At 46.2% G+C, this 19,758-nt stretch carries 18 protein-coding genes; 11 read left to right on the forward strand and 7 right to left on the reverse strand.

Going from position 1 to position 19,758, the window contains the following annotated elements:
* Positions 1–53 precede the first annotated feature (53 nt).
* The 3 genes from GO755_RS37690 to GO755_RS37700 all read right to left on the reverse strand — a co-directional run bounded on the left by GO755_RS37690 (position 54) and on the right by GO755_RS37700 (position 3,046).
* Positions 54–884: an energy transducer TonB gene (locus GO755_RS37690; protein WP_157590613.1), complete on the reverse strand. Its 831-nt coding sequence runs from the start codon at positions 882–884 to the stop codon at positions 54–56.
* A gap of 58 nt (positions 885–942) precedes the next feature.
* Complete coding sequence (locus GO755_RS37695; RefSeq protein WP_157590614.1) at positions 943–1,719, reverse strand: hypothetical protein; 777 nt, start codon at positions 1,717–1,719, stop codon at positions 943–945.
* 112 nt (positions 1,720–1,831) lie between these two features.
* A complete protein-coding gene (locus GO755_RS37700) occupies positions 1,832–3,046 on the reverse strand; it encodes a saccharopine dehydrogenase family protein (protein WP_157590615.1) in 1,215 nt (404 codons plus the stop codon).
* Between the two features lie 236 nt (positions 3,047–3,282).
* Here GO755_RS37700 and GO755_RS37705 point away from each other — a divergent pair, with 236 nt between their 5' ends.
* The gene (locus tag GO755_RS37705; protein WP_157590616.1) at positions 3,283–3,723 is read left to right on the forward strand and encodes a WapI family immunity protein; all 441 of its coding nucleotides are present in this window, start codon (positions 3,283–3,285) and stop codon (positions 3,721–3,723) included.
* Between the two features lie 440 nt (positions 3,724–4,163).
* A complete protein-coding gene (locus GO755_RS37710; RefSeq protein WP_111350314.1) occupies positions 4,164–4,775 on the forward strand; it encodes a TetR/AcrR family transcriptional regulator in 612 nt (203 codons plus the stop codon).
* A 72-nt stretch (positions 4,776–4,847) separates the two neighbouring features.
* Here GO755_RS37710 and GO755_RS37715 read toward each other — a convergent pair whose 3' ends face one another.
* A complete protein-coding gene (locus GO755_RS37715) occupies positions 4,848–6,143 on the reverse strand; it encodes an aminopeptidase P family protein (protein WP_157590617.1) in 1,296 nt (431 codons plus the stop codon).
* Positions 6,144–6,293: 150 nt separating this feature from the next.
* Here GO755_RS37715 and GO755_RS37720 point away from each other — a divergent pair, with 150 nt between their 5' ends.
* From GO755_RS37720 to GO755_RS37740, 5 genes are all read left to right on the forward strand, one after another.
* The gene (locus tag GO755_RS37720) at positions 6,294–7,829 is read left to right on the forward strand and encodes a S8 family serine peptidase (protein WP_157590618.1); all 1,536 of its coding nucleotides are present in this window, start codon (positions 6,294–6,296) and stop codon (positions 7,827–7,829) included.
* 98 nt (positions 7,830–7,927) lie between these two features.
* Positions 7,928–8,746 carry a hypothetical protein gene (locus tag GO755_RS37725; protein ID WP_157590619.1) on the forward strand — a complete coding sequence of 273 codons (819 nt, stop codon included), beginning with the start codon at positions 7,928–7,930 and terminating at the stop codon, positions 8,744–8,746.
* A 90-nt stretch (positions 8,747–8,836) separates the two neighbouring features.
* Positions 8,837–9,508 carry a response regulator transcription factor gene (locus GO755_RS37730; protein ID WP_157590620.1) on the forward strand — a complete coding sequence of 224 codons (672 nt, stop codon included), beginning with the start codon at positions 8,837–8,839 and terminating at the stop codon, positions 9,506–9,508.
* Positions 9,505–10,821, forward strand: a complete 1,317-nt coding sequence (locus tag GO755_RS37735; protein WP_157590621.1) for a sensor histidine kinase — start codon at positions 9,505–9,507, stop codon at positions 10,819–10,821. Before GO755_RS37730 ends, GO755_RS37735 begins: the two co-directional genes overlap by 4 nt.
* 18 nt (positions 10,822–10,839) lie before the next feature.
* Positions 10,840–11,211: a DMT family protein gene (locus GO755_RS37740; protein WP_157590622.1), complete on the forward strand. Its 372-nt coding sequence runs from the start codon at positions 10,840–10,842 to the stop codon at positions 11,209–11,211.
* A gap of 18 nt (positions 11,212–11,229) precedes the next feature.
* Here GO755_RS37740 and rfaD read toward each other — a convergent pair whose 3' ends face one another.
* Positions 11,230–12,195: an ADP-glyceromanno-heptose 6-epimerase gene (rfaD, locus tag GO755_RS37745; RefSeq protein WP_157590623.1), complete on the reverse strand. Its 966-nt coding sequence runs from the start codon at positions 12,193–12,195 to the stop codon at positions 11,230–11,232.
* Positions 12,196–12,464: 269 nt separating this feature from the next.
* Between rfaD and GO755_RS37750 the strand changes: the two genes are divergently transcribed.
* The 3 genes from GO755_RS37750 to GO755_RS37760 all read left to right on the forward strand — a co-directional run bounded on the left by GO755_RS37750 (position 12,465) and on the right by GO755_RS37760 (position 15,052).
* The gene (locus GO755_RS37750) at positions 12,465–12,881 is read left to right on the forward strand and encodes a 6-pyruvoyl trahydropterin synthase family protein (protein WP_157590624.1); all 417 of its coding nucleotides are present in this window, start codon (positions 12,465–12,467) and stop codon (positions 12,879–12,881) included.
* A gap of 77 nt (positions 12,882–12,958) precedes the next feature.
* Entirely contained in the window at positions 12,959–14,080 is a 1,122-nt protein-coding gene (gene lpxB, locus GO755_RS37755) for a lipid-A-disaccharide synthase (RefSeq protein WP_157590625.1), read from the forward strand.
* Between the two features lie 42 nt (positions 14,081–14,122).
* Positions 14,123–15,052, forward strand: coding sequence for a homoserine kinase (locus GO755_RS37760; RefSeq protein WP_317166040.1), 930 nt, complete (start codon positions 14,123–14,125; stop codon positions 15,050–15,052).
* 121 nt (positions 15,053–15,173) lie between these two features.
* On the opposite strand, the gene GO755_RS37765 is transcribed toward GO755_RS37760, so the two are convergent.
* Both GO755_RS37765 and GO755_RS37770 read right to left on the reverse strand, forming a co-directional pair.
* Positions 15,174–16,487 carry a lytic transglycosylase domain-containing protein gene (locus GO755_RS37765; RefSeq protein WP_157590627.1) on the reverse strand — a complete coding sequence of 438 codons (1,314 nt, stop codon included), beginning with the start codon at positions 16,485–16,487 and terminating at the stop codon, positions 15,174–15,176.
* Between the two features lie 97 nt (positions 16,488–16,584).
* Entirely contained in the window at positions 16,585–17,205 is a 621-nt protein-coding gene (locus GO755_RS37770; RefSeq protein ID WP_198175050.1) for a DUF6134 family protein, read from the reverse strand.
* 100 nt (positions 17,206–17,305) lie between these two features.
* Here GO755_RS37770 and GO755_RS37775 point away from each other — a divergent pair, with 100 nt between their 5' ends.
* Positions 17,306–19,699, forward strand: coding sequence for a glycoside hydrolase family 20 protein (locus GO755_RS37775; protein WP_157590628.1), 2,394 nt, complete (start codon positions 17,306–17,308; stop codon positions 19,697–19,699).
* The last annotated feature ends 59 nt before the right edge of the window (positions 19,700–19,758 follow it).

Consider the following 19,758-nt stretch of genomic DNA (forward strand, 5'->3'; position numbering starts at 1 on the left):
TCAGGAAAATCTATCCCGAATGTGATGGGAAGATTGTATTTAGTATGCAGGCATCACTCTAGTGTAAAGGAGATTGGTAAATTATACTTTACCCGAACCGCACGGCCAGACTGTTTACCTGGTTTCCAGCGGGGCATCTTGTTCATCACTCGAATGGCTTCTTCATCGCAACCGAAGCCAATTCCCTTCAGCACCTGAATATCAGTGAGGCTTCCATCTGTATTGACGACAAAACTGACATATACCCGCCCCGCAACACCAGCTGAAGCTGCCGAACGTGGATAATTCAGGTTCTTGCCCAGAAAGCTCATCAACGCATTTATACCACCTGGGTATTCGGGCTGTTGTTCGACCATTACAAATTCGCCTTCGGTTTTAGCCTCTACCTCAACTGCTTTTTCCTGTACAGAAGGTGCCTTTGCTTCAGGAGCCGCAATGACCTCGACATCGCCTGAACCTTCGGCAGTTTCAGGTCCGGAAGTGGCATCTTTAAGTTCGTCGACTGTAGCAGGCGGATTCTCTTCTATAACATCGGCTTCGGGCATCACGACAGGCGGTAAATTTCGGACGGTATTCACCACGGGTTGCTTTTCAACAGGAGGTAACTCTATGAGTTTTTCAGCAGGAAGCTCCTCTACCTTCGTAAGGGTTACCTCGGTCATGATCTGCCTATCTGAACTGGATTCCTTAGGCCAAAACCGATCGTAGAGTGTAGGAATAGCCACTCCCAGCAAAAACAAACCGACGCCCAGCCCTACTGCGCGGCTAAGCGTCGGTCGATAATGTTGGCGCAGGTCGAAGGCACCATAAGCCTGATTACGAGCCTGAAAAATAATGTCGTTGTAAGTCAGTGCGACATCACTGGATGGATTGGAGCGAGACATAGCGTTAGGTTGTTTATAACGCTTGGATGTCCGCTCTACTCAATTTCCATAAGCAAGCTTAAAAACTATCGTACTTCTGTACAACCAGAATAGCATCATTTTCTGTTTTGCCGCTCAAGTTTTCCTGTTTGACAAATGACTTCAATTCATCGGCATGATCGCCAAGGCTTTCGATGATCGACTTGTCGGAAAGCTTTACTTTCGTTAGCGTCTGATCGGGTTTGAGTACGTAGTAAGAATTAACATCCCGGAACTCATCGTAGCGATTACCGCTCGCGTATGGATTTTTATAATCGGCTTGTTTAAACGATTTTGATACCCGTTTTAGCAAGGCCGATTTACCCTGATAGAGTACAAGAAAATAACCTTCCTTCAGAGATTCATCGCTGGTCTTGGCCGTTGGTATGTGCCGAAAAACATAGAACTGACCTTCGGCATTCTTAAGCTGGAATGACTTTACCTGATCGGCATTAACGATAATGGAATCGTTACCTGCCCATGTTCGAAGTAAAATCAGGTGCTGGCGATAGGCATCAAATTTAATCGGGACTTCTTTATAATGCTGTCCAGCCACCATCTCGATCTGACCTTTATTCCAGGCTGGCAGGAAATAAGGGGTTCCCCGAAGTCCTTCGTACCGATGATCCATAGTATTCACCATCGTGTAAGGCCCGGTACCAACAATCTGACTGGTAGATTGGTACGTTTCATAGCCATTACGCTGGGCATTGGGGTTATACTGCGGAGTTGAACTGGCCTTAGTGGAGTCTCTTTTCTGAGCGGATACACTCAGGATAGACAGGCTAGCTAGAAAAGTTAAGAATATAAGCTTCATGATAAAACGGTCTATGATGGGGTAAGGAATAGTAGTATTGATTGTCAGCTTACTAAGTAACGAAAATCCCGCCTTGTTGTATAGCGGGATCTTCGTTTTTAATAAATTTTAATCAGGCTGGATACTCGTGCGGCAGAGGAATATTCACCCGTTCGTTAACAGGTAATCCCTGTTTATTCATTTGCTCAATAAATGGATCGGGGTCCAGTTCTTCGCAATTCCAGACACCAGGCTTCATCCATACACCAGTCAGCATAAGCATAGCGCCAATCATGGCAGGCACACCGGTTGTATAGCTAACCGCTTGTCCGCGCACTTCGCGATATGTTTCGGCATGATCGCAGTTGTTCCAGATAAAGTACGTTCGGTCTTCGCCATCTTTTACCCCTTTAATCTGGCAACCGATGCTGGTCTGTCCAGTATAGTTTTCCCCAAGCGAGTCAGGAGCAGGCAATACAGCTTTCAGAAACTCAAGTGGAACAATATCTATGCCCTTAAACTGAACCGAATCGATCCGGGTCATACCCACGTTTTGCAGCACTTCGAGGTGTGTCAGATACGCTTGACCAAAGGTCATCCAGAAGCGCGCTCGTTTCAGGGTTGGGAAGTTTTTTACCAGAGACTCCAGTTCTTCGTGATAAAGCACATAGGATTCGCGTGGGCCGATTGCCGGGTAGTCGATGGGTTTGTGAATACTCATAGCCGGAATCTCAACCCATTCTCCATTCTCCCAATAGCGACCTGGCTGAGTGATCTCCCGAATATTAATTTCCGGGTTAAAATTCGTAGCAAACGCTTTACCGTGATTACCTGCATTACAATCCACAATATCTAAGTAATCCATCCGATCGAAATAGTGCTTGGACGCATAAGCAGTAAATACCTGCGTAGCTCCAGGGTCAAACCCGCACCCAAGTAGAGCCATCAATCCCGCCTGTTCGAAGCGTTCTTTGTAGGCCCACTGCCAGCTATATTCAAACTTAGCTACCTCTTTGGGTTCGTAATTGGCCGTATCCATATAGTGAACACCTGCTTCCAGACAAGCATCCATAATGGGCAGATCCTGATAAGGTAAGGCTACATTGATGACCAGAACCGGATTAAACGACCGAATCAAGGCAACTGTCTCCGCTACGACATCTGCATCGACCTGGGCCGTTTGAATAGTTATGCCATGCATCTCCTGAATTTCGGCAGCAATACGATCGCACTTTGCTTTAGTACGACTGGCCAGCATAATAGTTGTGAAGACCTGGCTGTTCATCGCGCATTTGTGCGCTACAACACTCCCAACGCCACCGGCTCCAATAATGAGCACATTTGCCATCTATCTGAATTTAGTAGTTCGTGTATTTTCTTTCGGCGGCAAAGATAAGTAAAGTCACTAAGTGGATATGTAACGAAGTTGTTAACAGAATTTCTTCCATAGCCGGTGGCTCGGTCAATCTGGTCCATAAACAAGAAGTCAATCCTCTAAAAGCGCTTGAAAAAATAGTATTTTATCAACAAACAGTTAGTATATTTGTTAAGTAGACATATACTCACTCCCTAATCAATATTGTTATGAAATTCGTCTCTTCTTCTGGCTCTCCCAACTCATTTGAACTCGCTATTTTAGGCTATGGTAAGGTCACCAAAACCTGGCGGGACCGGAACCGATTACAATGCCGGTTTTCAACTTTCTGGGGACAAAAAGCGGATACTCAATCAGCCCCTCTGCAGACTTGGGAGGTTAAGCGTTTACTTGTTGGGTTACGCTCACTTTGGAACAAAGCTACTAATCATGTTACGCTGACTTTCTCAGAACCCGGCCTGAGTATGGAAGCAAAAGCGCTATCCGACGATAAATATTGTCTGCAAATTCAGCTTGATCATTCCCTTGTTCCTTCCTGGCATACTTATCCTGATTTCCCAATGGAAATGGACATTCATTTAAATAGAAATCAACTTCAGGAAGCTATCCAAGAGCTATCAGGTCAGATAGCTTCCTACCCCGAACGATAAATACTATACGAAACTCCTCTTAAGTGAATCCAGCACGCTGTAGTTAAATAAAAGCAATAAGTATAACGTGAGGGATTCACTACAGGTAATTAATAAAAATATTATACATCTAATCAATACACTGATAATCAATAATTTAATTTTTATTTTACTTTATATATTATTTAGTTTAGTGCCTGAATTTCGGCCGTTCAATCATATTAAGAGTATATTATTCATTAAGCTATCTCATAGTTAGTAAATCATTATGCTGATTATTATTATTTTTTCTTGATATTATTTTTTGATAACATCACTGGTAATAATCATATTTGTAGCAACAGTAGATTTGTGGATTAGTCTAATCGAATAGTCTGGCTACAACGAAAATCACTGATTCCTCTTTTAATAACAAAAAACGACCCAATTGTATGAAAGTCGTCAAGCGAAGAAATCGCCAGATGACCATGGAACGTATCTTACGCGCCATGGGTGAAGTAATGGCCGAGCGAGGCACTGAAAAGGCTGGCATCAACGCCGTTGCCGAGCGCGCCGGTGTGAATAAAGTACTTATTTACCGCTACTTCGGTGGCTGGAACGGCTTGCTGGAAGCCTATGTGCATCGTGGATTTTTCCTGTCGATGTTTAATGACAAATTCCTGGATTCAGTGCCAGACAATTTGGCCCCTGAAGCCCGTAGTAAAGCCTGGTCTGAGTATACCATCCAGTTCATGCGTGAGTTCAGGAGCCGTAAGTCTTCGCAGGAGTTGATTCGCTGGGAAATGTCGAATGGAGAGACCGAACTAGCCCGGCGACTAGCCGATTTCCGGGATCAGTCCTACAAAACGATGGTTAGCAAATTGGCCCCCTATTCTGCCTTCGATCCAATTGCCATTACTAGCCTGATGGTAGCAGCTGTCACTCATTTAGTGCTTACCAGCAACCAACGTGACCATATTGGCGATATTGACCTTCGCTCTGATGCCGGTTGGGAGCGCTTGGAGACAGCTATTCGCCGAATTTATTCCAGTCTGAATATCGCGCTTGAACGTGAAAACGCTAAGACAGCGTAATGACTTATAAATTACGATGTCTGATTTGTTGCTGACGCATGCTATAAATCAGACATCGTAATTCGTACTTCTCTATCTGTTCATTAATTCCTCAATAGCGTCAGCTTCGACTGGGATATTAGCCATCAGGTCAATATTTCCTGACTCAGTGATGACGACGTTGTTCTCCAATCGAATACCTAGTTTCTCTTCGCGGATATAAATACCGGGTTCAACAGTGAAGACCATACCTGGTTCCATTTTTCGGTATTTGTTGCCTACATCGTGAACGTCAAGGCCCAGAAAGTGTGACGTGCCATGCATGAAATACTTTTTGTACAAGGGTGCATCAGGGTCCTGTTTATCAACTTCAGCACGATCCAACAAGCCCAGGCTGATTAGCTCAGCCTCCATTACCTTACCCACTTCCTGGTGATAATCGTCCCAGAGATTACCAGGTCGCAGCATCTGTTTGGCCTCGTTCATCACCCGTAAGACAGCGTCATATACAGCGCGCTGACGTTCCGTAAATCGACCATTAACCGGTACAGATCGCGTCATATCTGCATTATAATTAGCGTATTCCGCACCAATGTCGAGTAGAATTACATCGCCATCCTGACATTGCTGACTGTTGTCGATATAGTGTAACACGCAGGCGTTAGCACCCGATGCAATGATAGGACTGTAAGCGGCTCCTCGCGAACGATTTTTGAGGTATTCATGCATCATTTCAGCCTCGATTTCATACTCCCAGACGCCCGGTTTAATAAACCCAAGCAGCCGCCGGAACATCTTATCCGTAATGTCAATGGCTGTCTGAATAAGAGGTATTTCCTGTGGCTGTTTAATAGCCCTGAGGTAGTGCATTAATGGAGCAAGCCGCTCTAAATGGTGCAAGGGGTATTTTTGCCGAAATTCGTCGATATAACGAGCATCTCGGGTCTGAACCTGTACACCGGCGCGGGTATGTTCATTGGTATTCAGGTAGACATATTCGGCCTCGAAAACCATCTGTGTAAAAATCTGCTCAAACTGATGAGTCCAGTAAATTTGCTTTTGGGGCAAACCCGTTACCTGCTCGGCTTCGACCTTGGTCAATTTATGCCCTTCCCAGATTTCAATAAGCTCACTGGTTTCTCTTAGAAACAAGACTTCGCGAAATTTTGGATCAGGATGTTCAGGAAACAGAACTAAACATGTTTCTTCCTGATCAACTCCCGTGAGGTAGAAGAGGTCGTTATTTTGCCGAAAAGTCATCGTGCCATCGGCATTGGTAGGCATGATGTCATTTGCATTCACAACAACCAGTGATTTAGGTTTCAGCAGATTAGTGAGTCGCTGGCGGTTGTGAACGAAAAGTTGATTATCGATAGGGAAATAACGCATACGGTAGACCGTTGAGGCTGAATTTCTGATTAATTTTGCAAAGAAACTCAAAACCCAGAATAGTTTCTGTGTGTTTTCATGGTTAGATTTAATAAGATTTTGTCAGGTAACTCCCGATAAAATTCAATTCGTTTTCTGCCTAAACAACTCATGACACTTCGCCAAACGGTATTCTTCTGCCTGTTAACTTCGCTGCTACAGGCCCAGCCTAATGTAGCGCCTAAATATTGGGTGTTGCTTCGCGATAAAAACCCGGCATCTGCTCCGGCTTTGTCGCAACAATCACTCACCAAACGACAACAGCAGAACCTTCCTTTGGATGAGACAGACCAGCCTGTTTCGGCAACTTATCTGAACCAGTTCAGGCAGGCAGGCATACGGCCTATTTGTCAATCGCGCTGGCTTAATGCAGTGTCAGCCTACTTAACGACGGAACAACAGGCACGGGTTCTTGCCATGCCCTTTGTGAAGGGGATTCAAGCTATTGATCCGGCGATTGTAATTACCGCGCTGGATCTACCTGTTAATCCCCAAATGGCTCCGGTTATGGCCCAGATTCAGGCCCCCGATTTTGCCCATGCAGGTTTAACTGGTCGTTTTGTAAACATTGGTGTAATTGATGCCGGTTTTTTCGGGGCTGATTCGGCCAATGCGCTTAAGCATGTATTTGCGCGTCAGGGTGTTAAACGGGTGCGTGATTATGTGAATGAAAAGAAGACACATGATAATCTGTTTCGTACGCTCGAAACCATGTCTGATTTTCATGGTACAGAAGTGCTGGCGGCTATTGCGGGAAGTGACCCTTTGGAAAATATTCAGTTTGGTCTGGCTACCGACGCAACATTTTACTTAGCCCGAACCGACCAGGGCAATCGTGAATACCGGGGCGAAGAAGACAATTGGGTGGCAGCTATGGAATGGATGGACAGCCTTGGTGTCCGGCTCATTAATACATCGCTGGGCTATGCGAAGGGCATGAGTAACCCGAAAGAAAATTATGAGCCCAGCCAGATGGACGGCCATACGAGCCTCATTAGCCGAGCAGCACAGATTGCGGCTGATAAAAAAGGAATCTTAATTATTGTGTCGGCCGGTAACGAAGGCGACGACAGGTCATGGCGCATTATTAGTACGCCAGCCGACGCTCAGGGCGTGATGGCCATTGGTGCTACAAATGCCCGACTCTGGAATCGGATCGGTTATAGCAGCATTGGTCCAGAAAATTTGCCTTACCTGAAACCCAACGTCTCTTGCTTTTCTCTTTATGGGACTTCCTTATCAGCGCCTGTTATTACGGGTTTTGCGGCCTGTATCATGCAGGCGAATCCTAAGCTGACAAATAAGCAGGTGATGGAGATTATCGAGAAATCATCCCATCTGTATCCGTATGGGAATAACTATGTTGGTTACGGAGTTCCGCAGGCATCGCGTGCGTTAGCACTGCTTCGAAATCAGGATTTACAACCAAACGTTCGGTCGGTAAAGGCTACGGGTAAAACCATGACGCTTCCTATAGAGACAACAGAGCAGATTGTATCCGTATTCCATAAGAAAGACGCTACGCACGTTTTGCAACAGGAAGCCACTAAAGTTACCAATGGCAAATTAACCCTTCGCCGATCGGCTGACGAAAAACAGACGACTGTCGATTTGAAAAAAGAGGTAATTGAAGTGGTGTGGGAGTAGTGGATCTGTATGAAGAAAAATTAATTTTCGTTTCAGACTGACCTTAAATCGCGACTATAGCTTTGCTTCCATAATCAACAGTAAAGAACAAATTGACTATGGAAACGAACGCAAAACTAATCGCCCTTACCCTCCTTACAGCTACCTTAGCTTCGCCCTTTGCACTCGCACAACAGGCAGCGGTTCCCGGCACGTCCCCTTCTGATATTGCAATCAATGCCCCTGGCCCTGATAGGGATTTTCAAGGGCCTCCGCAACCAGGTGGTCCCGGTCCCCGGCATGGCAAACACCGTGGTGGACCCGGTGCTTCTAGAGATCCACGAGGTCCTCAGGGCGCTTATCATCAAGGGCTTACGTCCTTGACAACTGTTTCGGGTACGGTTGGCCAATGGACAGGGAATGATGACGCTATTTTGGACGGTTTTACGCTCAATGCTGGTTCGGGCGCTGCTACCACCATAAAATTCCCACCCCAGTTAGGTCAGCAAGTTCAGAAGGCAGTAAAGACGGGTAGTAATGTGAGCATTACCGGCTATTCCGTGAGCAGTCCGAAAGGGGAAACTGTATTTAGAATGAACAGCCTGACTTCTGGCAAAACAACCGTTTTCGATACCCCTCCTACGCGCCCTACGGCAACACCCGAACCGCCAGCATTAGCTACCGTCACGGGAAAAGTTGCTGACTATCGAATTGACCGTGGAGGTCGCGTAAATGGGTTAGTACTGGACGACAAAACAGTTGTCAGTATTCCACCACATGTAGCGTATCAACTCACCGATCTGGCAAAAAAAGGTAGTCCAATTACGGTACAAGGCTATCCCAAAAGCCTTCGGGATGGGCAGGTACAGCTAGAAAAAGTGACTATTCTGAGAGCATCCGTATTGACAATTAATGGACAACAATATTTGGTTCGATAATTAATGGTGAAAGAATGAATGAGTGAAATAGCGAATAGGGACCAGATGGCTTCGCTCTTTCACTCATTCATTCTTTCACTCTTTCGCTATATGAAAATCCTCGTTATCGAAGATGAACGTAAACTGGCGCGGTTTATCAAACAGGGCCTTGAACAACATGGCCACGTAGCCGACCTGACTCACTCGGGTTCCGAGGGCCTCAACTTTCTAGCCGGAGGACTTTATGATCTAGTTTTGCTCGACCTGATGCTACCAGGGCAGACGGGTTTTGAGGTATTACAAAATCTTCGGACATTCGAGTTAACCGTTCCCGTAATTATTCTGTCGGCACTGAGCGATCCAGACAAAGTGGTGCACGGCCTGGATCTTGGTGCCGTCGACTATATACGCAAACCCTTTGATTTCAATGAATTACTAGCCCGAATTCGCGTTTTGCAACGGCGAACTACAATCAGCGACCATATTGTATTACGCGTGGCCGATCTTGAAATGCGACTTGTATCGCACGAGGTTTTAAAAAATGGCTCGGCACTTGAGTTAACCAACCGTGAGTTTGCCTTACTCGAGTTGCTGATGCGTCGGGCTGGACAATTGGTCACTAAAAATGAAATCGCTGAAAAAGTCTGGGCTGTGGATTACGATATGGGCAGCAATGTGATTGAAGTTCATATTTATCAGCTCCGGAAAAAACTAGATTCGATCGGCAAACCAGGCTTGATTGAAACGCTTATTGGCCGGGGCTATCGGTGCAAAACAGCATGAGTCTACGCAGCCGTATCGTTCTAGCCGTTACGGCTGTGTTTGCGGTAGTAAGCTTACTTTCGGGCTGGATGATGCTCAATCGTGCCGAACGAAGTTTACAAACCGCTTTTGATCGGGCTACCCGAACCCGAGCAGAGTGGCTCCTATCGCTTGTTAGTATAGATCCCGTCGTTCTTCCTCTACCCACCGATCAGGAACGAATGAGGGTTATTTATCGTACCTACGGGCATCATCGTGAGCTTTTCCATAGCCCTGGTTTCCCAGGCAGTCCTGGCAGGAGTCGGCATAAATTCCCGAGGTATGATTCGTACCGGGCCGTAACAACGCAAACATCTACAGATCAGTTATCGGAGGGACAAATCCTGCTGACACTTGTGGTGCCCGACTACAGTTTACGGCAAGACATTAGCCAGCTCCGGTGGCTATTTGGACTGGGCTGGTTAGTAAGTCTAGCATTGGCTTTTGTCGCTGGCTACGGGGCTGCAGGTTGGCTATTGCGCCCCATACAGGCAATCATCAGTCAAGCCAATACGATCAGTAAAGCTGGTGACAGTAGTCAACTTACACTACCCAAAACGCGCGATGAAATTTATCAGCTTACGGATACTCTGAACCGCATGCTGGCCCGGATTCGGGAGAATGTTGACTTACAACAAAATTTCTTTGGGGCTGCCGCTCACGAGTTACGAACGCCTTTAACCGTTATGAAAACTGGACTTGAAGTATCTCTCGACAGTGAACAGGTCGATTCCAGTATGAAATCATTCCTGGTCGGACAACTGGACGAAGTGAGTCGATTAGCTCGATTACTGGATGAATTTTTAACCCTGAGTCGGCCCGACGAAGCCGCTCAGCCACTCAACATAGCCGAAGCCAGTATCCCTATTGTCGTTAAGTATTGCACGGAGCGATTGGCTAATGTAGCCGTTGATTATGAGGTAACGACTCACCTTGACATTCAGGAGCAGGCTGGAGAAACGATACTGACTGATGCGGTCAAACTAGAACATATTGTACTAAACTTACTGGAAAACGCCATTAAATATGCCGTTCCGAACAGTGCTGTTCTGATTCAGGTTCGTTATACAGGTACATGGCAAATTCGGTTTCAGAATCAGACTGTCCGCGAGTGTGGCCCTACTCTTGACTTAATGCAGCCTTTTTTCCAGGCCGACCCATTTAAAGAAGGTCATGGTTTGGGACTCTGGATCAGTCATCGGTTAACAACGATGCTTAACGGGACGCTACATCTCGAATGGCAAGCGTTTACCTTTACAAGTGAATTAACATTGCCCTCACCTATTACTACTTAAACTTAATCAACCTATCGAATGAAAGGAGTTTACTGCGTATTGCTGCTCACGTTATCGAACATATTTATGACACTGGCCTGGTATGGTCATCTTCAGGTCAAACAATTTCCTATGCTGGCTAAATTATCGCTGTTTGGCGTAATTATGTTGAGCTGGGGTATGGCCTTTTTCGAGTATATTTTTCAGGTACCTGCCAACCGGATTGGCTCCGATGAGACTGGCGGCCCCTTCTCACTTTTTCAACTTAAAACCGTTCAGGAGGCCGTTTCACTAACGGTCTTTACGCTTATAACCGTATTCGTTTTCAAGACAGATAAGCTGGCCTGGAATCACCTCGTTGGCTTTATCTTCCTGGTGATTGCGGTGTTCTTTATCTTCAAAAAATGGTAGCTAAATTTTCAGGCAAGTTTACAGATACTGGCCTTTGCTCAAGTAATTCGTTACATAATCGGCAATACCATCTTCCAGGGAGTGAAAATGCTTTTCATAGCCTATTGAACGAAGTTTAGACATATTAGCCTGCGTGAAGTATTGGTATTTATCACGGATATCGGCGGGGGTATCGATAAAGCCAATTTGAGGCTCAAGATCAAGTGCGTAAAATGTATTTTTAGCCAGATCAAGAAATGTACGAGCCTTACCGCTGCCGAGGTTGTAAATGCCGGAGTTGCGCCGGTGATGCATGAGAAACGAGCAAACCTCGATCACATCTTTTACATAAACGAAATCGCGCATCTGTTCGCCATCAGCAAAATCAGGATTGTGTGACCGGAACAACTTCATTTGCCCCGACTTTTTGATCTGATGATAAGCGTGAAAAATCACGGATGCCATTCGTCCCTTATGGTATTCGTTGGGACCGTATACGTTGAAGAATTTTAATCCAGCCCAGAAGAACGGTTTACGTTCTTGCTCCAGTACCCAAATGTCAAACTCATTCTTTGAGTCACCGTAGGGATTTAACGGTTTTAATTGAGGAATTAGCGACTCATTATCATCATAACCTAATTCGCCAAGGCCGTAGGTGGCGGCCGAAGATGCATATACAAGCGGAATCTGATAATCGATGCAACGATTCCAGATCTGCTTGGAATACTCGACATTCAAATGCTCAAAAATCTGGCGATCAAACTCCGTCGTATCGGTGCGAGCTCCGATATGAAAAATGAACTCGACTTCCTGATAATTCTGATCGAGCCAGTCAAAAAAATCCTCTCGGTCCACCCGTTCCTGAATCCGTTTTCCGACCAAATTAGCCTCTTTTTCGGGATACGAAAAATCATCTACTGCAATTATGAAATTGAAGTTTTCCTGATTCAACTTGCTGATTAAACAGCTTCCGATAAAACCGGCGGCTCCCGTAACGATAATCATAAAGTGGTGGTGGTAAACGTGTTCGTAGTGATAATTAGGTAGGTATCAGCGTGATTGAAGCAAAAACGCCCGTAAAGATACATGTTTTATATCGGACAATTGAATAGTAGATTTAGTGATTAATTTGTACTTTTCCAATACAAGAAGTTACCGTTATACATCTCGAACCCGTTCGTAGAGGGTATTTTTATACCGGCAGAAGAGTTCGTACCTTTGCACCTCATTTTCAAATCGGCGTTTCTGGCAACCGCCCCATCTAAACCAGAAAAATGGTCTATATTAACAGAATTGAGCACTTTAACGCGGCCCACCGGCTATACAATCCAGCCTGGTCGGAAGAGCGAAATAAAGAGGTTTTTGGTCCCTGTGCCAATGTAAACTGGCATGGTCATAACTTCGAACTAATTGTAACGGTCAAAGGCGAACCCGACCCCGATACAGGTTTTGTGATTGACCTGAAAGTATTGGGCGACATTATTAAACGGGAAGTCATCGAGAAAGTTGACCACAAGAACCTGAATCTTGACGTCGACTTTATGCAGGGCAAGATGGCCAGTTGTGAACTCTTCATTATGGAAATCTGGAAGATTCTCGAACGCGCCCTGGAGCCTGTTACTGATGCTCACCTTCACCAGCTCCGGCTCTACGAAACCCCAAAGAACTTTGTCGATTATTTTGGCGAATGATTTTTTATGTATGATATAGGGTGTATGATGTATGAACAGCAATCATATACCCTATATCATACATCATACATCTCTACATGACCTACTACCTCATTGCCGGTGAACGCTCTGGTGACCTTCATGGCGCCAATCTTATACGAGCTATTCATCATCATGACCCTAAGGCAAATTTTCGGGCGTATGGTGGCGAGCAAATGGAAGCAGCCGGGGCTGTACTGGTACGCCATTACCGCGAGATGGCATTTATGGGGTTTCTGGAGGTAGTCAAAAATTTCGGCACTATCCGCCGGATTATGCACGAGTGTCAGGCCGATTTATTGGCTCACCGACCCGATGTGCTTATTCTGATCGACTATGCTGGTTTTAATCTTCGAATGGCACGATTCGCCAAACAGCACGGCATTCGTGTATTTTACTATATCTCGCCCAAGGTCTGGGCCTGGAATCAACGTCGTGCGCTGAAGATCAAAAGGAATGTTGATCGGTTGTTCACAATTCTGCCTTTCGAGACCGAGTTCTTCGCTAAATACGATTACAAGGTCGACTATGTTGGCAACCCACTCCTCGATGCATTGGCTGACTTCCACCCCGATCCGACTTTTCGCACTAAGAATGAGTTAGGCGAAGGGCCAATTATTGCGCTTTTACCAGGTAGTCGCCATCAGGAAATTACGTCGATCCTGCCCACTATGCTGGCTGTTACTCGTCAGTTCCCAGAATATCAATTTGTTGTTGGCACCGTAAGTAATCTTCCAAAGGCACTGTACGACAACTTACTAGCCGACTATCCCAGTGTGAAGTGTGTTGATGATGCGGCTTATGATTTACTGCATGTGTCTACAAACGCGCTTGTTACCTCAGGAACGGCCACACTTGAAACGGCCCTTCTGAACATTCCGCAAGTGGTTTGCTATAAAACGACCAGTATTAGTTATGCCATAGCCAAACGGCTCATCGCAGTACCCTTTATTTCACTAGTGAACCTCATCGCCAACTGCGAAGTCGTAAAAGAGTTAATCCAGAACGATCTCACGCCTGATCGCACGGCAACAGAACTACGGGCCATTTTGCCAGGTAGTCCGGGACGGAATGTGCAGTTAGCAGGCTATGCCGATGTCCAGAAAAAAATGGGTAAACCAGGCGCTTCGGAACGGGCTGGTCGGTTAATGGTGGAAGAATTGCAGAAAATTGATTTCTAGCCCAAATCATTACCTTTGCGTTTCGTTGCCTCTTCTTCTATCGTGGATTCTATTCGTGTGTTTGCCCCCGCTACCGTTGCCAACGTAGCCTGTGGGTTTGATATTTTTGGGTTTGCCGTTGATAATCCCGGCGATCAGATTACTCTCACTGCCAGCGATGAGCCCGGCGTTCGAATTACCGACATCATTGGTGACGAAGGACGTTTACCTCGCGAAGCAGGTCGAAATACAGCCAGCATTGCTATTCAAACCTACCTTAAACACATCAATCGGCTCGATGTAGGTCTCGATGTTGTGCTTCATAAGCAAATGCCTTTGGGTAGTGGTCTGGGTTCCAGTGCTGCCAGTGCCGTAGCCGGTGTTTTTGCTGCTAATGAACTGCTGGGTCGGCCCTTACCAATCATGAAACTGCTTCCATTTGCTATGGAAGGCGAACGAATTGCCTGCGGGTCGGCCCATGCCGATAATGTAGGGCCATCGTTGCTGGGTGGTTTTGTAGTTGTTCGGAGTTACCAGCCGTTAGATGTTATCCGTATCGATACACCAGCCAATCTGTTCTGCACGCTTGTTCATCCTGATATTGAGGTGAATACGAAGGATGCCCGGTTTATCCTCAAAAATGAAGTTTCATTAAAAAATACCATTATCCAGATGGGTAATGTAGCGGGTTTAATTGCAGGATTAATGACCCCTGATTACGATTTGATTAGCCGCTCGCTTGTCGATGTAATTATTGAACCAGTACGGGCTATCCTGATTCCAGAATTTAATGAAGCCAAACAGGCCGCCTTGGAAAATGGCGCACTAGGATGCAGCATTTCGGGTTCGGGTCCTTCCATGTTCGCCTTAAGTCGCGATGCACAAACCGCCGAGCAGGTTGGGGCCGCTATGCAGCAGGCGTTTTTATCAGTAGGTATTACCAGTGAAGCCTACGTTTCCCAAATCAATAAGCAGGGACCGAAGGTACTTTAGGTATTGAACACGATTTCCGTGTCGTGATGTCGGCTACTTATAGCCGACATTTTAGGTTTCTCAAAACCTATCGAGTGTCAGATGTAAGCATCTGACACCACGCAAAACTACAATTAACAACTTACAACAACTCCCAACTCAACTGCCAGCCTTCGAGTCTTGCGGGCAGCGCAACGCCCGGTTGCTTGGGTTGGTCGGTGGCGACTAATTTGAGGGAGAATTTTTCTTGCGTCTGCGCCGTAGTCAGTTGGTCGGTGCGTAGGAAAACCCGATTTGAGCCCGCGTCAATAACTTCGATATGTGCCTGAATCATATCGCCAACGGCAAATGTCCGGCCATTCAGTGTAACGGGTTGTACCACTTGAAACAGGCATAATTTCCCTTCGGTTAGCGGGCCTTCACTCAGGCTACGCGTTACTAGCCGGATAGTGGGCGATGCGGTTTCAACCGGAGTTACCTGGGCGGTAGCCGGTGCCGGTAATGGCTTTTCTGTACTGATTTCTGGCGTTGCTTCATCTTCGGTTAATAATACGACTGTCGTTGTCGAATCATTCACAAAAGTTATCCCCGTTTCCAGAGTCTTTTCACCAATAAGAGCCCTTGCAACATCCCGTTCGTCCATATCAAACGAAGCCAGTATCGTGGCTCGTTCAGCCGATGCGACTGGGTCAGTAGCATCGCTTAAAGCTTCCAGATTCCGAACGCTCAAACGATCACTATACGCCTGAGGACGAGTGAGTAGCTCCTTAATGGCGACTGTTTGATACAAATACGCTTTCGTTTCGGCAGCGCGGTACGGCAACGCCATCGGGTGCATATCGGGATGCTGACGACTAAGTTGTTGAATGTAGTTTGGCCCAGCATTATAGGCCGTCGCCACCAGCATCCAGGAGCCAAGTTGGTCGTAAAGCTCGTTGATGTATCGGCAGGCAGCATGAGTCGCTTTTAAGAGATTAAACCGCTCATCGCGCCGATGCGATACACTTAACCCCAGCGACTGCGCGGTTTGCGGCATCAACTGCCAGAAACCAGCCGCTCCCTTCCGTGAGACGGCCCGATTGGTAACGGCGCTTTCGAGTAGGGGCAAAAATTTAAAATCAGATGGAATTCGATACTGTTTTAGAATCGGTTCGATAATGGGAAAGACAACCGATGCCCGACGTTTCAATACGGTTAGATCAGCCGCTAAGGACGCCTGTTGATTCAGCGTCCGAGTCCATCGTTCAACAATGGCCGGATGATTTGTGGGTATATTTTCTCCGCAGAAATGAACAGGACTTTCTTCGATGCTTGCGAAATTCAGTTGCTTTGTTAGTGCCTTAACCGGTGCGGCAACATTCAGCGCGAGAAATTGATTGGTTTGGGCAACAGCCGATTGGGCGATGAGGGTAATGCAGCCGAGTCCAGCCGACACTATCAGGAATAGTTTCGTCATTAACAGTAATGGGTTACGGTGGGTACGCTACTTAGCCATCCAATTGAATGGCACTCGATACTCAGCGGCTTCGCACTTCTGTTCTGACTCTACTTTACTAATCCAGCAGCCGCACTATAAAATTCTTCAATGAGTTGTGCTTCACTATTTTCACTAAGCGACCATTTTGATAAATGTAATCATCGACCCGGTCACTAAGCGCAGCCTGATAGGTTCCGGCTGTTGTTTTACTGAAGGTAAAATAATCGCCAAAATACTCGGCATAGACCTTATTTCGCCCTAGTGGTTCGTAAAAGTACAAAAGAGAACTTGAAAAATCAATATTTTGCGTTTCAGTAGCCTGACGTTTGTATTTATACTGGTCAGCGAGGATATCATAGTGATCTCCTTTCCATTCTGTTTTAGACATATAATCACCCCGATTTGTGTGCACCTCAACCGTCGAGAACATCAACTTTTTACCCTCAAATCGGTTAATAACCTTGTAATAAATCTTCACCGTATAAACCAGCAAATTCACTTTTACATCGCTAATGAGCGTATAGACCGTCTGGTTATCGGCTTGTGGCTGGCGAACGGCAGTCATTGTACCGACGCGAATTCCGGCAATTTCAATCGCATAATGATGCGTTTCGGCAGGGGCAATTTCGGTGGTCGTTTGCGCTTGTAAGCAGGACCAATAGATACAAAAAATTAATACCAATAACGATTTCTTCACGTACCAAAATGAGTTGTTTAACCAGCGTACAACAAGGTTCAGTCGTTTGTACGTTTATAGATTGAATTGGCAAGTTAATAGCCAGTCACAAAATTTTCCTATGCTTACCCGCTTATTGTTTATTGCCGCGCTTAGTTTACAACTTCTGTCCGCCCATTGCCAATCTACCGATCGCTATACGATTATTCCTCGTCCGGCCCAGCTCGAACCTCGTGTTGGCGAATTCATTGTTAGTCAACATACAACGGTTATGGTGCCATTTGCGCAGGCCGACCTGAAAGCCATTGCCGAATCGTTTGCACAACAGATTAACCATAGCACGGGTATAAGCCTTATGGTACGAAACCTTGACAAGACACCCCAATCAGGCCAGAACGCAAGGGCGAACTTGATTCAATTTTTGCCTTTGCGCGATACAACCATGGGCGACGAAGGCTACCATCTTGATGTAACGCCCCAATTTGTAACTATTGAAGCTGCCAGCCCAAAAGGTTTTTTCTACGCGGTTCAAACGCTGTATCAGCTCCTTCCACCGGCTGTATTGGGCAAGGAGCGCGGAGCTAGTAGCATGGGATCGTTAATTGTTCCTGCTCCAAGTTCCTTGCCCCCTGTTTTACTCATTCCCGCCTGTCGAATTCAGGATAAACCACGCTATAGTTATCGAGGTATGAATCTGGATGTTAGCCGGCATTTCTTTTCCGTGGCGTTTATCAAGAAGTATCTTGATCTGATGGCGCTACATAAATTCAACAATTTCCACTGGCATCTAACTGATGATCAGGGCTGGCGCATCGAAATCAAAAAGTATCCTAAGCTAACACAAATCGGCTCCCGTCGACGCGAAACGCTTGTAGGACATTACGATGATTTCGATCCACAAGTGTTTGATGGTAAGCCATATAATGAATTTTACACCCAAGACGAAATCCGCGATGTTGTACGCTATGCAGCGACGAAGTATATCAATGTAATACCGGAAATTGAACTACCCGGCCATGCGCTGGCTGCACTGGCATCTTATCCCGAACTAGCTTGTACAACGGGCCCGTATCAGGTAGCGACGAAATGGGGGGTGTTCGATGATGTATTCTGCCCAACGGAAAAAACATTTACGTTTTTACAAGATGTACTAACCGAGGTAATGGAGTTGTTTCCGAGCAAGTACATTCATATTGGGGGCGATGAATGTCCGAAGACCGTCTGGCATAAAAGTGTGTTTTGCCAGCAGCTTATGAAACGGGAGAAGCTCAAAAATGAAAATCAGCTTCAGAGTTATATCATTACCCGGATTGATAAGTTCGTAACCTCCAAAGGGCGCCGAATTATTGGCTGGGATGAGATTTTGCAGGGTGGCTTATCGCCCAATGCAACGGTGATGAGCTGGCGTGGTATTAACGGTGGCATAGAGGCTGCCAAACAACACCATGACGTGATTATGACACCCGGCCAGTTCTGCTATCTCAATTTTTATCAGGGCGATATAGCCCAGGAACCAACCGCTTTCGGTGGCTCGCTCCCGATAGCCAAGGTGTATTCGTATGACCCAACACCAGCGAACCTGTCGCCTACCGAAGCAGTCTATATTTTGGGGGCACAGGGAAATGTCTGGACAGAATACATTGCTACGCCAGACCAGGCCGAATACATGATTTGGCCACGTGCCGCTGCTATGGCCGAGGTTGTCTGGACTCCCTTAGCGCTGAAAAATTATGACGACTTTGCCCGCCGTTTGCCAACACACTTCGAACGGTTATCCAATTTGAATGTCAACTATGCGCGCACTTTCTACGACGCGCTTCCGGCGGCTAAACCAACTCCTGATGGACGAGTAGAAGTTACCCTGTCTCCAAGTAATCTATCCCCTGAAATTCACTATACGCTGGATGGCAGCATTCCGTCGGGCGAATCACCTCGCTACGAAAATCCATTTATGCTCGCCCGGTCAACGAAGGTTCGGATTGCTACATTTCAGAATGGGAAACCACTCAGTCAATTAGCCAAAATAGATAAGGAATATCTTGTTTCGAAAGCAACGGGGAAATCATATACGTTATTGAATGCCCCGATCGGTAGTAGGCCCGACCGAAATTACAGTCTGACCGACGGGACAACCGGCGGCATCGGCGGGTACGAAATAGCAGGTGTAGTAGCCTTTAAAAATGATCTTAACGCTGTAATTGACCTCGGAAAACCAGAACTGGTGGAAAGCGTTCGGATTGGGTTTCTGAAATATACTGCGAAGAATATATGCCTGCCTAAACAAGTTGAAATTTCAATTTCAGAAGACGGCAAGATATTTAAACCCGCATTGACAGCTCGAACAAATGCTGCCGAAAGCGGCAAACGAGCCGTTGTTCGACTTCCCTTTGACTTTACGGCTACAACCGCCCGTTACATTCGAATCATCGCCCGAAATGTGGGTCGAGTACCAGCAGGGCTGCGTTATCCGGGCAAACCTGCCCAGTTGGGCGTTGACGAAATTGAAGTGAGGTAGTTTACAGGCGAAATGATACTATGTCAGGATTTGCCTATTTTGCGCTACTAAACTCCTCA

Source organism: Spirosoma arboris (assembly GCF_009754945.1).
GTDB lineage: Bacteria > Bacteroidota > Bacteroidia > Cytophagales > Spirosomataceae > Spirosoma > Spirosoma arboris.

Bases quoted from the DNA above. Each gene is read 5' to 3' on its own strand.
- GO755_RS37695 (WP_157590614.1), bottom strand. From the start codon at position 1,719: ATGAAGCTTATATTCTTAACTTTTCTAGCTAGCCTGTCTATCCTGAGT.
- GO755_RS37710 (WP_111350314.1), top strand. From the start codon at position 4,164: ATGACCATGGAACGTATCTTACGCGCCATGGGTGAAGTAATGGCCGAG.
- rfaD (WP_157590623.1), bottom strand. From the start codon at position 12,195: ATGATTATCGTTACGGGAGCCGCCGGTTTTATCGGAAGCTGTTTAATC.
- GO755_RS37730 (WP_157590620.1), top strand. From the start codon at position 8,837: ATGAAAATCCTCGTTATCGAAGATGAACGTAAACTGGCGCGGTTTATC.
- GO755_RS37735 (WP_157590621.1), top strand. From the start codon at position 9,505: ATGAGTCTACGCAGCCGTATCGTTCTAGCCGTTACGGCTGTGTTTGCG.
- GO755_RS37700 (WP_157590615.1), bottom strand. From the start codon at position 3,046: ATGGCAAATGTGCTCATTATTGGAGCCGGTGGCGTTGGGAGTGTTGTA.
- GO755_RS37740 (WP_157590622.1), top strand. From the start codon at position 10,840: ATGAAAGGAGTTTACTGCGTATTGCTGCTCACGTTATCGAACATATTT.
- GO755_RS37765 (WP_157590627.1), bottom strand. From the start codon at position 16,487: ATGACGAAACTATTCCTGATAGTGTCGGCTGGACTCGGCTGCATTACC.
- GO755_RS37715 (WP_157590617.1), bottom strand. From the start codon at position 6,143: ATGCGTTATTTCCCTATCGATAATCAACTTTTCGTTCACAACCGCCAG.
- GO755_RS37690 (WP_157590613.1), bottom strand. From the start codon at position 884: ATGTCTCGCTCCAATCCATCCAGTGATGTCGCACTGACTTACAACGAC.
- GO755_RS37750 (WP_157590624.1), top strand. From the start codon at position 12,465: ATGGTCTATATTAACAGAATTGAGCACTTTAACGCGGCCCACCGGCTA.
- GO755_RS37725 (WP_157590619.1), top strand. From the start codon at position 7,928: ATGGAAACGAACGCAAAACTAATCGCCCTTACCCTCCTTACAGCTACC.
- GO755_RS37775 (WP_157590628.1), top strand. From the start codon at position 17,306: ATGCTTACCCGCTTATTGTTTATTGCCGCGCTTAGTTTACAACTTCTG.
- GO755_RS37705 (WP_157590616.1), top strand. From the start codon at position 3,283: ATGAAATTCGTCTCTTCTTCTGGCTCTCCCAACTCATTTGAACTCGCT.
- GO755_RS37720 (WP_157590618.1), top strand. From the start codon at position 6,294: ATGACACTTCGCCAAACGGTATTCTTCTGCCTGTTAACTTCGCTGCTA.
- lpxB (WP_157590625.1), top strand. From the start codon at position 12,959: ATGACCTACTACCTCATTGCCGGTGAACGCTCTGGTGACCTTCATGGC.